Source organism: Mycobacterium sp. NPDC003323 (assembly GCF_053589535.1).
This window is the reverse complement of sequence record NZ_JBSFSB010000014.1, coordinates 51671-65850: the sequence shown is the minus strand read 5'-3', so window position 1 is coordinate 65850 and position 14180 is coordinate 51671. Positions and strand designations below refer to the sequence as shown.

Annotated in this window: 11 protein-coding genes; all 11 read right to left on the bottom strand. The window is 70.2% G+C overall.

Going from position 1 to position 14180, the window contains the following annotated elements:
* Positions 1-38: 38 nt before the first annotated feature.
* Positions 39-947, bottom strand: coding sequence for a cell division protein FtsQ/DivIB (locus ACWDUN_RS23995; RefSeq protein WP_449932551.1), 909 nt, complete (start codon positions 945-947; stop codon positions 39-41).
* Entirely contained in the window at positions 947-2377 is a 1431-nt protein-coding gene (gene murC / locus ACWDUN_RS23990; protein ID WP_449932549.1) for a UDP-N-acetylmuramate--L-alanine ligase, read from the bottom strand. The genes ACWDUN_RS23995 and murC overlap by 1 nt, the downstream gene beginning before the upstream one ends.
* Complete coding sequence (gene murG, locus ACWDUN_RS23985; protein ID WP_449932547.1) at positions 2374-3498, bottom strand: undecaprenyldiphospho-muramoylpentapeptide beta-N-acetylglucosaminyltransferase; 1125 nt, start codon at positions 3496-3498, stop codon at positions 2374-2376. Before murG ends, murC begins: the two co-directional genes overlap by 4 nt.
* On the bottom strand, positions 3495-5051 hold the full coding sequence (ftsW, locus tag ACWDUN_RS23980; protein ID WP_449932545.1) for a putative lipid II flippase FtsW: 1557 nt from the start codon (positions 5049-5051) through the stop codon (positions 3495-3497). Before ftsW ends, murG begins: the two co-directional genes overlap by 4 nt.
* Positions 5052-5261: 210 nt before the next feature.
* On the bottom strand, positions 5262-6341 hold the full coding sequence (gene mraY, locus ACWDUN_RS23975; RefSeq protein WP_449932543.1) for a phospho-N-acetylmuramoyl-pentapeptide-transferase: 1080 nt from the start codon (positions 6339-6341) through the stop codon (positions 5262-5264).
* Positions 6338-7834 (bottom strand): UDP-N-acetylmuramoyl-tripeptide--D-alanyl-D-alanine ligase, encoded by a 1497-nt coding sequence (locus ACWDUN_RS23970; protein ID WP_449932542.1) that lies wholly within the window; start codon positions 7832-7834, stop codon positions 6338-6340. The genes mraY and ACWDUN_RS23970 overlap by 4 nt, the downstream gene beginning before the upstream one ends.
* Entirely contained in the window at positions 7831-9345 is a 1515-nt protein-coding gene (locus ACWDUN_RS23965; protein WP_449932541.1) for a UDP-N-acetylmuramoyl-L-alanyl-D-glutamate--2,6-diaminopimelate ligase, read from the bottom strand. The genes ACWDUN_RS23970 and ACWDUN_RS23965 overlap by 4 nt, the downstream gene beginning before the upstream one ends.
* Positions 9346-9399: 54 nt before the next feature.
* Positions 9400-11283, bottom strand: coding sequence for a peptidoglycan D,D-transpeptidase FtsI family protein (locus ACWDUN_RS23960; RefSeq protein WP_449932539.1), 1884 nt, complete (start codon positions 11281-11283; stop codon positions 9400-9402).
* Entirely contained in the window at positions 11280-12377 is a 1098-nt protein-coding gene (locus ACWDUN_RS23955) for a hypothetical protein (protein ID WP_449932538.1), read from the bottom strand. The genes ACWDUN_RS23960 and ACWDUN_RS23955 overlap by 4 nt, the downstream gene beginning before the upstream one ends.
* Positions 12374-13504 (bottom strand): 16S rRNA (cytosine(1402)-N(4))-methyltransferase RsmH, encoded by a 1131-nt coding sequence (gene rsmH, locus ACWDUN_RS23950; protein WP_449932536.1) that lies wholly within the window; start codon positions 13502-13504, stop codon positions 12374-12376. The genes ACWDUN_RS23955 and rsmH overlap by 4 nt, the downstream gene beginning before the upstream one ends.
* The gene (gene mraZ, locus ACWDUN_RS23945) at positions 13479-13910 is read right to left on the bottom strand and encodes a division/cell wall cluster transcriptional repressor MraZ (protein ID WP_449932534.1); all 432 of its coding nucleotides are present in this window, start codon (positions 13908-13910) and stop codon (positions 13479-13481) included. Before mraZ ends, rsmH begins: the two co-directional genes overlap by 26 nt.
* Positions 13911-14180: the final 270 nt, after the last annotated feature.

Here is a 14180-nt window from a genome sequence, read left to right as displayed (position 1 = left end):
CCGAAGCGACACGACAAAAGTTTCCGGGTTGCCGGCGGCTATTTGACCGTCGGCAGGTCCGGGCTGGACACGTCATAGATCTGCCCCGGCTGGGTCAGCAGCGCCGCCAGCTTGAGCGCCTTCTCCTGGGTGCGGTCGGTGGTGCCCCACACCACTTTTCGGCCGTCGAACAGGATGAGGGTGATCGCCGCGACCGACGGCGCCTCGACCCGGCTGACCTGACCGGACACCTCCGGCGGCAATGAGGTCAGCACCTCCAGCCCGGCCAAGGTGGCAGGATCCCGTGGACCCGGCGTCGCGGTGTCGATATAGGGCAAGCCGGGCGGTGGCGGTTCGGTCGCGAAATCGACGCCGTCGCGGTCGAACAGATGCGGCCCGTCCGGATAGTCCTTGACCACCAGGGGCACTCGCTCCTCGATGGTGATCCGCAGGGTGGAGGGATACTCGCGCTGCACCCGGGCGCTGGCGACCCGCCGGATCGAGGCCACCCGTTCGGCCACCGCATCGGTGTCGATCTGCAGCAGCGGTGTGCCGGGGGCGACGGCGGCGACCTGACGGACCTCGTCCTCGGTCAGCGCGGTCACCCCGGTGACCACCGTCGCGCGCGCCGACATGATCGGCGTGAAGTACAGCAGCAGGCCCACCCCGACGGCCAGCACCGCCAGCACGGCCGACCACATCAGCACCTTCAGACCTCGAATCACCCCGCGCGGGGCTGTCTTCGGTGCTTCCTCGGTCCGGCCGGACACCCGTCGTTTGGCCTCGCGGCGCGCCTGTTCGATCGCCATGGCCCGGGCTTGGGCGGCGCGTCGCTCCTCCCGTTCCCGGCGTGCCCGCCGGCGCGGACCCTCCAGGTCCGGTTCGGGCGCGGGGGCCGCGTCGTCGGCGGGCACGTCGATCGGTTCGGCTGCCGTCGGATCGGGATTCGACTCGGGCGGCTGGGTCATCAATCGGCCATCCGGTCGGCGCGGCGGCCCACCGCGTCCAGGATCTCGCGACCCAGCAGCGTCACGTCGCCGGCGCCCATCGTCACCACCACGTCACCGGGTGCGGCCACGGCGGCGACCCGGTCGGCAACGGCGGAGAAATCCGGGACATAGTGCACCGGCACCGTGATGTGCTCGGCGATGCTGCGACCGCTCACCCCGGCGATCGGCTGCTCGCGGGCGGCGTAGACATCGAGCACGAAGACCTCATCGGCGGTGCTCAGCGCGGCGCCGAACTCCCGCGCGAAAGTCTGTGTCCGCGAATACAGATGAGGCTGGAAGACAACGATCGCGCGCCCCCCCGACTCCTGGGCCAGCGTGCGCAGCGCCGACAACGCCGCGACGACCTTGGTGGGATGGTGGGCGTAGTCATCGAAAACCCTACGACCCGCCGCCACTCCGACGAGTTCGAAGCGCCGACGCACCCCCTCGAACTCGGCCAGCGCGTCGAGCACGATATCGGCCCGCGCCCCCGCCTCGACCGCCGCCAACAGCGCGGCCAGCGCGTTGAGCGCCATGTGCCGGCCCGGAACCGCGAGCCGCATGGTCCGCGGGTTGGGCTCCCCCGCCAACTGCACGGTCGCCACCGCACTGGTGCCGTGCTGCTCCCAGTCCACCAGGGTGCCGGCCAGGTCGGGCCGGCCGGCGCTGCCGTAACGCAGGACCCTGATGCCCAGCGCCTCGGTGCGGTCGGCGAGCGCGGCGGCACCGGGATCGTCGGCACACACCACCAGCGCCCCGCCCGGCTGCAACCGTTCCATGAACGCGTCGAAGACGTCGATATAGGCCTGCTCTGTGCCGAAGAAGTCCAGGTGATCGGCCTCGACATTGGTCACCACGGCGATATCGGGCCGGTAGGCCACCAGCGATCCGTCGCTCTCGTCGGCCTCGGCGACGAAGTAGGGTCCGCTGCCGTGATGGGCGTTGGTGCCGGCCGCCCCCAGGTCACCGCCGACGGCGAACGACGGGTCGAAACCGCTGTGCTGCAACGCCACGATGAGCATCGAGGTCGTGGTTGTCTTACCGGCCGTCCCGGTCACCATCAACGTCTTGTCACCGGCCATCAGCTTCGCCAGCACGATCGGTCGCAGGATCACGTCGATCCCGCGCCGGCGCGCCTCGACGAGTTCCGGGTTGGTCTTCGGGATGGCGGCGTGCGTGGTGACGACCGCGGTCGGCCCACCCGGCAACATGTCCAGGGCCGACGCATCATGGCCGATCCGGATCTGCGCGCCACGGGCACGAAGTGCCGCGATGCCGCGGGACTCCTTGGCGTCCGAACCGGAGACCTGGCCACCGCGGTCCAGCAGGATGCGCGCAATACCGGACATGCCGGCACCGCCGATACCCACCATGTGCACCCGTTCCAGTTCGGGCGGCAGGCCTTTCATCGCACCGGCTTTCGCTCGGCGCGGTTGCGACGCGCCACCTCCAGGGCAACCTCGGCGACCCGGCGCGCCGCATCCCGGTGCCCGGCCAGCGCCGCGGCGTCGGTCATCTGCTGCAGCCGCGCGCTGTCGGTGAGCACCGGCACGACGGTCTCGGCGACCGATTCCGGGGACAGGTCGGCATCGTCGATCAGCAGCCCACCGCCGGCCTGGACCACCGGCAGCGCGTTGAGCCGCTGCTCACCGTTGCCGATCGGCAACGGCACGTACACCGCAGGCAGGCCGACGGCGCTGACCTCGGCGACGGTCATCGCCCCGGAGCGGCAGACCGCCAGATCGGCCGCGGCGTACGCCAGGTCCATGCGGTCCAGATAGGGCACCGCAACGTACGGCGGGCCGGACGGTTCGGGCAGCTCCAGGGTGTTCTTCGGACCGTGCGCGTGCAACACCGAAATACCCTTGGCGGCAAGTTCTCTCGCGGCGCCGGAGACCGCCCGGTTGATCGACTGGGCGCCCTGGGAGCCACCGAACACCAGCAGCACCCGGGCATCGTCGGCAAAGCCGAAGCTCGCCCGGGCCCGCGCGCGCAGCGCCGCCCGGTCCAGCGCGGTGATGCTGGCCCGCACCGGTACGCCGACAACCTCGACCGTGCCCAGCCCGGGGTCGGGCACCGCCGCCAGCACCCGCGCCGCGGTGCGGGCACCCAGCCGGTTGGCCCAGCCCGCGCTGGCGTTGGCCTCGTGGATCACCACCGGCACCTGAGGTCGGCGCAGGCCGCGCCGAGCCGCCAGATAGGCCGGAACCGAGACATAACCGCCGAAGCCGACCACCACGTCGACGTCGACGGCGTCGAACACCGCCCTGGTCTGTCGCACCGCTTGGCGCACCCGCAGGGGCAACCGCGCCAGATCCGCCGACGGTTTGCGCGGCAGCGGGACGGGTGTGATGAGTTCCAGGTGGTAGCCGCGCTCAGGGACGAGCCGGGTCTCCAGCCCGCGCCGAGTGCCCAGGGCGGTGATCCTGATGTCCGGTTCCATCTCGGTCAGCGCATCGGCCACGGCCATCGCAGGTTCCACATGACCTGCCGTTCCACCGCCGGCCAGGACGACCGATATCGTGCTCACCCGTAACGCTGACCTTCCAGTGACCGGGCGCGTCGGCCCTCTTGTCCGCGGCCCCGTTGGCTCGCGCGTCGACGGTCACCATGATGCCCTGCGGCCCGGGCGGCCCGGTCGGCCGGATGGCCCTTACGCCGTGTGTCGGCGGCGGGCACCTTGCGGGGTGTCTTCGCCGGCGCCTTGCTCTTCTTCTTGGCCGGCGACTTGCCCGCCTTGCCGTCCTTGGTGCGCAGCCGGTCGCGGGCGACCTCGAGGCGGCTGGGCACATAGGGCTCGGGCGGCGGCAGTCGCAGGATGCGGTTCATCCGGTCGTCGCGGCCGGCGCGCAATGCCGCGACCGCCTCGGGTTCGTGTCTGGCGGCGTTGGTGATGACGCCCAGGATCAGCATGGTGGTGGCGGTCGAGGTGCCACCGGCCGAGATGAGCGGCAGCTGCAGTCCGGTGACGGGCAGCAGCCCGACGACGTATCCGACGTTGATGAACGCCTGGCCGATCACCCACAGCGTGACGGTGGCGGTCAGCAGTCGCAGGAACGGATCGGCCGACCGGCGGGCGATGCGCATGCCGGTGTAGGCGAAAAGTCCGAACAGGCACAGCAATCCGGCCGCGCCGACGTATCCGAGTTCCTCACCGATGATGGCGAAGATGAAGTCGTTGTGGGCGTTGGGCAGGTAGTTGTACTTGGCGGTGCCCTGGCCCAGGCCGTTGCCGAACAGTCCGCCGTTGGCCAGCGCATAGCGAGCCTGCCGCGCCTGATAGCCCGCGCCACCCGGATCGGCGCCGGGGTTGAGCCAGGACTGCACGCGGTTGGAGCGGTACCCGGCCGAGACCGCCAGCACACCGGCGGCGACCGCGACGACCGACAACGAGCTGACGAACACCCGCAGGGGCAGACCCGCATACCAGAGCAGACCCAACAGGATGATGCTCAATGTCACCGTCTGCCCGAGGTCGGGCTGCAACACGATGAGGGTCAGGGCCAGCCCGGCGGCGGGCACCAGCGGGATCAACATCTCGCGCAGGGTGGCCTGTTCCATGCGGCGGGCGGCCAGCAGGTGGGCGCCCCAGATGGCGAACGCGATCTTGGCCAGCTCCGACGGCTGCATCGAGAAGCCGCCGAAGACGAACCAGCCACGAGACCCGTTGGCCACCTTGCCGATACCGGGGATGAGCACCAGGATCAGCAGCACGATCGTGAAGGCGAACGCGGGAAAGGCCAGGCGACGCATCAGCGATATCGGCATGCGCAGCGCGGCATAGAACGCGATCAATCCGACCCCGGTCCACAGCGCCTGCTTGGCGAACACCGTCCAGGGCGAGCCACCCGAGTCATACGAGTAGACGCCCGACGCCGAGAGCACCATGATCAGGCCGAGCGTCACCAGGATCGCGGCGACGGCGATGATCAAGTGGAACGAGGTCATCGGTCGGCTCAGCCACTGACCGAACCGGGTGCGCGGCGTGGCGGTCACCGCGGTGGCGGCCTTGCCGGCGCCCGTGTCATCCGGTGTGTTCGTCCGCTGCAGTCGCGCCCGCACCCCCGAGAGCGGATTCTTCACCGGCCACCCACAAGAGTCACAGGCGTCACGCCCGCCCCATTAGTCTCTTGCACCCCAGAATCCTCCCCCGTCCCGCGCCGGACACGGCGGATATCGGGGGCGTGTCGCGGATTCCAACCTGCCAGCTAACGGCGAAACTCGCGTACCAGGGGCCCTGACGGCGTGCAGAACAACGCAGACGCGGGTCTCGGCGAAGATGCGGCTATGCGGCTACGCGCCGACGATCGACAGCCATTCGCCGTAAAACAGGGCCACACCCAGACCGCACGCGATTGCCGTCAGCAACCAGAATCTGATGATCACCGTGGTCTCGGCCCAACCCACCAACTCGAAGTGATGGTGGAACGGCGCCATCCGGAACACCCGCCGGCCGGTGGTGCGGAACGCCAGGATCTGCACCACCACCGAGGTGACCTCGGCGACGAACAAGGCACCCAGCACGACCGCCAGGATCTCGGTCCGGCTGGTCACCGACAGGCCGGCGATGATGCCGCCGAGTGCCAGCGACCCGGTATCGCCCATGAAGATCTTGGCCGGCGCGGCATTCCACCACAGGAAGCCGATGCAGGCACCGGCCGTGGCCGCGGCCACCAGGGCCAGGTCCAGCGGATCGCGCACGTTGTAGCAGCCCAGGCTGGGGCTGGTCGCGCAGTCGTTGCGGTACTGCCAGAACGTGATCAGCACATAGGCGGCGCTGACCATCGCCATCGCGCCGGCGGCCAGGCCGTCCAGACCGTCGGTCAGGTTCACCGCGTTCGACCAGGCGCTGACCAGCACCACCACGAAGATGACGAAGACCAGCGGCGCCAGCGTCACGGTCGCGATCTCGCGCACATACGACAGCTGGGCGCTGCCCGGGGTCAGCCCCTCGGCATTGCTGAACTGCAGCACCAGCACGCCGAAGAGCACGGCCGCGGTCAGCTGGCCGATGGTCTTGGCCCGCTTGTTCAGGCCCAGGTTGCGCGAGCGGCGGATCTTGATGAGGTCGTCGATGAAGCCGACGATCGCGAGCGCGGTCGCCAGGCCCAGCACCAGCAGGCCCGATGCCGACGGGCCCTCGCCGCCGAACGGCAGGCCGAACAGGTGGGTGCCCAGGTAGCCGGCCCAGATGCCGACCACGATGGCCACCCCGCCCATCGACGGGGTGCCGCGCTTCTTGTGGTGGCTGGGCGGGCCGTCCTCGCGGATCTCCTGCCCGAAGCCCTGTTTGGTGAAAAGCCTGATCAGCAGCGGTGTCAGGACGATCGACACCGCCAGCGCGATCGCGACCGCCACAAGGATCTGCTTCATCGGTGTCCGTCTCCCCGCTCGGCGAGGCTGTCGGCCAGCGCACCCAGACCGGCCGCGTTGGACGCCTTGACCAGCACGACGTCACCCGGGGTCAGCTCGGCCTGCAGCAAAGCCAGCGCGGCGTCGGCATCGGGCACGAGGACAGATTCACTGCCCCACGACCCTTCCATCACCGCACCCTGGTGCATGGCGCTCATCGATCTCCCGGTTCCCACGACTATCAGTCGAGAGACATCTAAGCGCACGGCCAACCGACCGATGCGATCGTGTTCGGTTATCGCGTCGTCGCCGAGCTCGGCCATCTCACCCAGCACCGCCCAGCTACGCCGCCTGCCCTGCGGCCCGGACCGCGCCATCCACGCCAGCGCCTTCAGCCCGGCCGCCATCGAGTCCGGGTTGGCGTTGTACGCGTCGTTGATCACGGTCACCCCGTCGGCGCGGGTGCCGACCTGCATCCGGCGTGCCGACACCGGGCCCGCCTCGGCCAGCGCGGCGGCCACCTGCTGCAGGCTCGCTCCGCACTCCAGCGCGACCGCGGCGGCCGACAGCGCGTTGGAGACCTGGTGTTCACCGTGCACGGCCAGCGCGACGTCGACCGCACCGTCGCCGGCGTGCAGGGTGAACCGCGGGCGGGCCAGTTCGTCGAGGGTCTCGGCATCGGACCAGACGTCGGCGGGTGCGCCGCGGGCCACGCGCACCACACGGGCCGCGGTCTTGTCCGCCATCGCGGCCACCGCGGCATCGTCGGCGTTCAGGATCACCACCCCGGATGGCGGGACCGATTGCGGTAGTTCGGATTTGGTGGCCGCGATGATCTCCCGGGAGCCGAACTCACCCAGGTGCGCGGTACCGACATTAAGCACGACGCCGATGGACGGTGTCGCGATGGCCGCCAGCGCGGCGATGTTGCCGGGGTGGCGCGCCGACATCTCCAGGATGAGGAAGTCGGTCTCGGTGGTGGCGCGCAACACCGTCCACGGATGGCCCAGCTCGTTGTTGAAGGAACCCGGCGGTGCCACCACCTCCCCCAGCGGTGCCAGCACCACGGACAGCAGATCCTTGGTCGAGGTCTTGCCCGAGGAGCCGGTGACGCCGATGATCCGCAGCCCCGCGTCCGCCAGCCGGGATGCGACCGCGGCGGCCAACCGGGCCAGCGCGGCGAGCACCGCCGCACCCGAACCGGCGGCGTCGTCATGTTCGAGGGCCCCCGATCCGGAATCGCTCGCGCCGCCGGGCGCCACCACGATGGCGGGCACCCCGACCGGCCGGGCGGCCAGCACCGCGACGGCCCCCGCCGCCACCGCACCCGCGGCGAAATCGTGCCCGTCGCTGCGCGCACCGGGCAGCGCCAGGAACAGCCCGCCGGGAGTGACGGCGCGCGAGTCGAATTCGACCGTGCCGGTGACCGGGATGCGGGCCGCCTCGTCGGCGCCGATGTCGGCCAGTTCGCCGCCGACGATCTCGGCGATCTCGGCCAGGGTCAGCTCGATCATCGGCGCTGGCCCAGACCGTCCAGGGCGCCTGCCAGTTCGACCCGGTCGTCGAACGGTCGCGTCGTGCCACCACCGGTCTGCCCGGATTCATGTCCCTTACCGGCGATGAGCACCACATCACCGGGAACCGCCCAGGCCACGGCGTGCTCGATGGCTGCGCGTCGATCACCGACCTCGACCACCTCGGCCGGCAGCCCGGCGGCTCCGGCCCGGATGGCCGAGCGGATCAGCGCGGGATCCTCGTCGCGCGGGTTGTCGTCGGTGATCACCACCAGGTCGGCCAGTTCGGCGGCGATGCGGCCCATCGGTTCGCGCTTGCCCGCGTCGCGATTGCCACCGGCGCCGAACACCACCGCCAGTCGACCTGAGGTCTGCGCCCGCAGGGTCTGCAGCACGGCCTGCAGCGCGCCCGGTTTGTGCGCGTAATCGACCAGCGCCAGGAAATCCTGCCCCCGGTTGACCGCCTCGAGCCGGCCGGGCACCGCCGCGGCACGCAGACCGGGCGCGCTCTGTTCCGGCGACACCCCGACCGCGTCGAGCAGGGCGACCGCCAGCAGGGCGTTGGCGATGTTGTAGTGCCCGGGCAGCCCGATCCGCAGCGTGTGGTGCACCCCGGCCGGGTCCACCGCGACGAACTCCTGGCTGCCCTGGGCCACGGTGCGCACCGATTCGATTCGCCAATCGGCCTCGGTGGCCGTGGTGGCCACGCGCACGACGTCACCGGCGCGCGACGCGATCTCGCGGCCCGCCTCGTCGTCCACGCACACCACCGCCCGCGCCGCATGGTTCGGCGAATCCGGTTCGAACAGGCGGGCCTTGGCGTTCAGATAGTCGGCCATGGTCGGATGGAAATCCAGGTGATCGCGTGACAGATTGGTGAAGCCGCCGGCCTCGAACGCCGTTCCGTCCACCCGGCCCAGCGTCAGGGCGTGGCTGGACACCTCCATCACCACGGTGTCCACCCCGCGTTCGACCATCACGGCCAGCAGCGCCTGCAGATCCGGCGCCTCGGGGGTGGTCAGCGAACTGGGCTCATCGGTTCCCGCGATGCGGATGCCGACGGTGCCGATCAGGCCCGCGACCCGGCCGGCGGCCCGCAGCCCCGCCTCGATCAGATAGGTGGTGGTGGTCTTGCCGGAGGTGCCGGTGACGCCGATGACCCGCAGTGCCGACGACGGATTGCCGTAGACCTCGGCGGCCAACCCGCCCAGCACACCGCGCGGGTACGGGTGCACCAGCACCGGTACCGACGGCATGTCGGCGAGTTCGGCCATCCCGGCGGGATCGGTCAGGATGGCCACCGCACCGGCCGCGACGGCGTCCTGCGCGTATCGGGCGCCGTGGGCGCGGCCGCCGGGCAGGGCCGCGAACAGGTCGCCCGGGCGGACATCCTGGCTGCGCAGCGTCACCCCGGTGACGCGGATATCGGGATCCGTCACCCCCGCCGCGCCGAGACGGTCGGCCAGCGGACCCAGCAGTGCACCGGCGGGATTCGAGGGACGCAGTTTCATGGCCTTGCCACAGTACCGGGCAGCCTCATCCGAGGAATGCGGCGCGGCACCGGATCATTCGGCCTGCAGAGTCAGCGGCGGTCCGGGGTCGGCGGACAGCGGCACGTTCTCGCGCTGCAACAACCACGAGGCGATGTGGTGGAACAACGGCGCCATGCTGGTGCCCGGCTCGCCGTCGGCGGTGCGGGCCGGATTGTCGGCCATGATGCCGATGACATAGCGCGGATTGTCCGACGGGGCCAGCCCGGCGAAGGTGATCCAGTAGTGGTCGTCGTAGTAGCAGCCGCAGTTCGGGTTGATCTGTTGCGCGGTTCCGGTCTTGCCGGCGATCTGATAGCCCTCCACCGCGGCCTGCCAGCCGGTGCCCTGCTGCACCCCGCGCGGATCGCGCTGTACGGTGGCTCGCAGCATGTCGCGCACCGTCGCCGCGGTCTGCGGGGAGACCACCCGCACACCCTCGGGGGCGGGTTCGACGGTCTCGGCGCCTTCGGCGTCGATGGTGGCCTTGATGATCCGTGGCGGGATCCGCACCCCGTCGTTGGCGATGGTCTGATACATCCCGGCCATCTGCAGCAGTGTCATCGAAAGACCCTGTCCGATGGGCAGGTTGGCGAACGAGCTGCCCGACCACTGGTCCATCGGCGGCACCAGGCCCGCACTCTCGCCGGGCAGTTCGATGCCGGTGCGCTCACCGAGTCCGAATTTCTCCAACATCTCGGCGAACTTCTCCGGGCCGAACCGCTGGGCCAGCATCAACGTGCCCACGTTGGAGGACTTCCCGAAGATCCCGGTGGTGGTGTACTGGTCGACGCCGTGATTCCAGGCGTCCTTCACGGTGACGCCACCCATGTCGATCGAACCCGGCACCGAGAGGACCTCGTCGGGGGTGGTCATGCCCAGTTCGATGGCGGTCGCGGCGGTGACGATCTTGTTGACCGACCCCGGCTCGAACGGCGACGAGACCGCGGGGTTGCCCATCTGCCGGTGCCCCTGCCGACCGATGTCCTGGGAGGGGTCGAACGTGTTGTCGTTCGACATCGCCAGCACCTCACCGGTTTTGGCGTCCAGCACCACCGCCGAGACGTTGCCGGCCCCGGACAGATCCTTGGCCTGCTGGACCTGCTGCTGCACGAAGAACTGGATATCGTCGTCGAGGGTCAGCTGCACCGTGGCGCCGTCGACCGCCTCGTGACGGTTGCGCATGCTGCCGGGGATCATGACGCCGTCGGAGCCCCGGTCGTAGGTGACCGATCCGTCGGTGCCGGCCAGCTTGGCGTCCAGCGAATCCTCCAGACCGAGCAGGCCGTGGCCGTCCCAGTCGATACCGCCGACGATATTGGCGGCCAGTGATCCGCCCGGGTACTGGCGGATGTCCTGGCGTTCCGAGCCGACCTCACCGAACTTGGTGGTGATCGCATCGGCGATGGCCGGGTCGACGGCGCGGGCCAGGTAGGCGAAGCTGTCCTTGCTGGTGAGCTTTTTCAGCAGGGTCTTGGCATCGGGTTTGTTGTTCAGCCGCTTGGCGATATCGGCGGCGATCTCGCGCAGGCGCGCATCGGGATCCGGTGCGTCGTCGGGATTCTTGGCCTTCTCCTCCTCCAACTGCTTGCGGATGCGGGCCGGCTGGAAGGTCAAGGCGCGGGCCTCGATCGTGAAGGCCAGTTTGTCGTCGTTGCGGTCGACGATGCTGCCGCGCACGGCCTGTTGGACATCGGTCACCTTCAGCTGCCCGGCGGCCTCGGCGCGCAGCCCTGCGGCATTGGAGATCTGCAGGTTGAACAGCTGCGCGGCGGCGACCACCAGCACCAGAAAGATCACCACGTTGCCGGTGCGGTGGCGGAACACGAAAGATGAACTGCGCAAACCATTCTGAGGCTGCTGCGGTCGGCGGATCCGACGGTCGGTGGCCGCGTGCTCCTGCGTACGGTTGCGTGTCATGTCGGGGCACCCGGGGCGGGCACCTCGACCGGCACCTCGGGGGCCGGCGCCGCCGGCGCATTCTCGACGCCGCCGACCGGGCCCGGCTGCGCGGGCAGGGTGGGGCTGGCCAGGTGCGGCAACCCCTCGACCGGAACCGGCGCCGGCATCCCCGGCATCGGCACCACCAGCGGTTCGGCCGCCGGTGGCGTCGGCAGCTGGCCCGCCAACGGGATCGGGTCCGGCAGGTGCGCCGGATCGGGCTGCGCCGCAGCGGGTTCCGGCGCGGTCAGGGGTGTCGCGGGCGCTGCCGGTGCCGTCGGCGCCTGAGCGCGCGGCGGTACCCGCACGACGACCTCACGCGGGTCCACCACCCGCGGTGCCGGCGGTCCGGCGACGGCGGGACGGGCCGGGCCGGCCGGAGCGGCCGGACGCTCGTCGGGAAGCGGTGTGTTCAGCGGTGGCGGCGGAGCGCCCTCGGCCGGTTTGGGCGTCCCCACCACCGTCCAGGCGCCGGTGGGATCCTGTACCAGGTGCGCGGTGTCACGGGACGGGATCATGCCCAGCTCCCGTGCCGCCTCGGCCAGCGCCGGCGGCGCCTGCGCCTCCAGCACGTCGCGCTCCAGGGCTTCCTTCTGTTGGAGCAGGGCCTGATTCAGTTCGCGGGCATGGCCGAGCTGATAGGAGCGGCTGGCGGCATCGGTGGACAGCCACAGCGTGACACCGAGTCCGATGCCCAGCGCCGCGATCACCAGCACCACGAACGGCACCCGCGCGGCCAGCGCCCGCGGATTCCACTCGACGGTCGCCAGTCGGGCGATCAGCCGATCCCGCAGCGGTGGCCGCACAACCTTGGGCGCCTTGGCCTTACGGGCTTTGGCCCGCGCCTTGGCCTGGCTGGCGTTTTTCGGGCGTGCGGGTCCGTCGACCGGTCGCCGCATCGGCGTGGTCTTGGGCCCGGACCGCTGGGGGCGCTGCGGACGTTGTTCCGGTGCGCCACGGCGCTTACGCGCCGGCGCATCGGGTGTTCGCCGCTGCCTCGCGCGACCCGTGGGCTGATCGCTGCGCCGGCGCTCGTCGGTGCTGCGCCCCGGTGCGGTTCGCTTTCCCTTCATGAGCCATCCTTCCCAGCGACCTTTTCCAATGCCCGCAGCCGTACCGGTGCGCTGCGCGGGTTCCGTTCGATCTCGTCGGCGTCGGCCTGTTCGGCGCCCCTGGTCAGTGCGACGAACTCGGCCTCGTAACCGGGCAGCTCCATCGGCAGTCCGGGCGGGGTGCGGGATGCGGTCGCCGCGGTGAACAGCCCCTTGACGATCTTGTCCTCCAGGGACTGATATGCCATGACCACGATCCGGCCGCCGCCGGACAGGGCCGCCAGCGCCGCGGGCAGCGCCTCGCGCAGCGAATCGAGTTCGGCGTTGACCGCGATGCGCAACGCCTGGAAGGTCCGCTTGGCCGGATGTCCGCCGGTGCGCCGGGTCGCGGCCGGAATCGCTTCGTACAGGACCTCGACCAGTTCCCCGGTGCTGACGAAGGGCGCCCGCGCCCGGCGGCGCACGACGCGGGCGGCGATCCGGTTGGCGAACCGCTCGTCACCGTATTCGCGGAGCAGCCGCGTCAGCGCGCGCTCGTCGTAGGTATTGAGGATCTCGGCCGCGGTCAAGCCGGCGTCGGGGTCCATCCGCATGTCCAGCGGCGCGTCGTGGGCATAGGAGAAGCCGCGGTCGACCAGGTCGAGTTGCATCGACGAGACACCGAGGTCGAAGAGGACACCGTCGACGGTGAGTTCGTCGCGATCGGCCCAGTAGCCGTCATAGCGGGTGCGCACGAAGTGGACCCGATCTCCGAAGGGCGCCAATCGATCACCGGCGATACGCAGCGCATCTGGGTCGCGGTCCAGTCCGATGACCCGCAGTCCGGGCAGTTCGGTCAGGAAGCGTTCGGTATGCCCGCCGGCACCGAGGGTGGCGTCGACCAGGACGGCTCCGCTGCCATCGGCATGGTGGCGGGTCAGCGCCGGGGTCAGCAGCTCGACACAGCGGTCGAGCAGGACCGGAACATGGCCGTGATCGGCTGATCCAGGTACGTCGGGCAATGCGACCCCCCTGTCGAGAATCCGCGCCCCTGCAACGGGGTCCCTGCCCGAGACGGACCTGGCGTCGGGGAAGTACGCCAGGGCCGGTTCGGACAGAGGCCGCGTTGCACGGGCATCGGGGTCAGATGATGTCGCGAAGAGTGTCATCGCTGGCCGCGGAGAAGGTCTCTTCGTGGGTCTCCTGGTACTGCTGCCAGGCCTGCGCGTCCCAGATCTCCAGGTGACCGAGCGAACCGGTCACCACGCATTCCTTGGACAGGTTGGCGTACCGGCGGTGTTCGGCCGACAAGGTGATCCGGCCCTGCGCATCGGGATGCTGTTCGTCGGCTCCGGCCGCCAGGTTGCGCACATAGGCGCGGGCCTGTGGGTCGCTGCGCGACGCCATCATCGCTTTCTCTGCCAGCTTCTCGAACTCGGCCCGCGGATACACGGCCAGGCTGTGATCTTGGCTCTTGGTGACCATCAACCCTCCTGCCAGTGCGTCGCGGAATTTGGCGGGCAGTGTGAGCCGCCCCTTGTCGTCGAGTTTGGGCGTGTAGGTGCCGAGAAACATCCCGCCACCTCCAACCACTCGGTGCCCCGAGTCGCTGCGCTTCACCCGCCGGGCGGAGCTCCGGTTGCTCCGCTGTCCGCCACTTTACCCCACATTCCCCCACTTAGCTCCATTTGCTGCCACCGGGTTGTCCGCGCGCCCCACTCCGGCGTCGATTCGGGCGATTGAGGCGCCACCCCCGGCTTCGATCGGGGCGGTACAGATCATCGAAAGCCCAGCTGAGGGCGCATGGTGAGGTAACCGACGGCACGGTGGGAGGAGGTGGGGGAA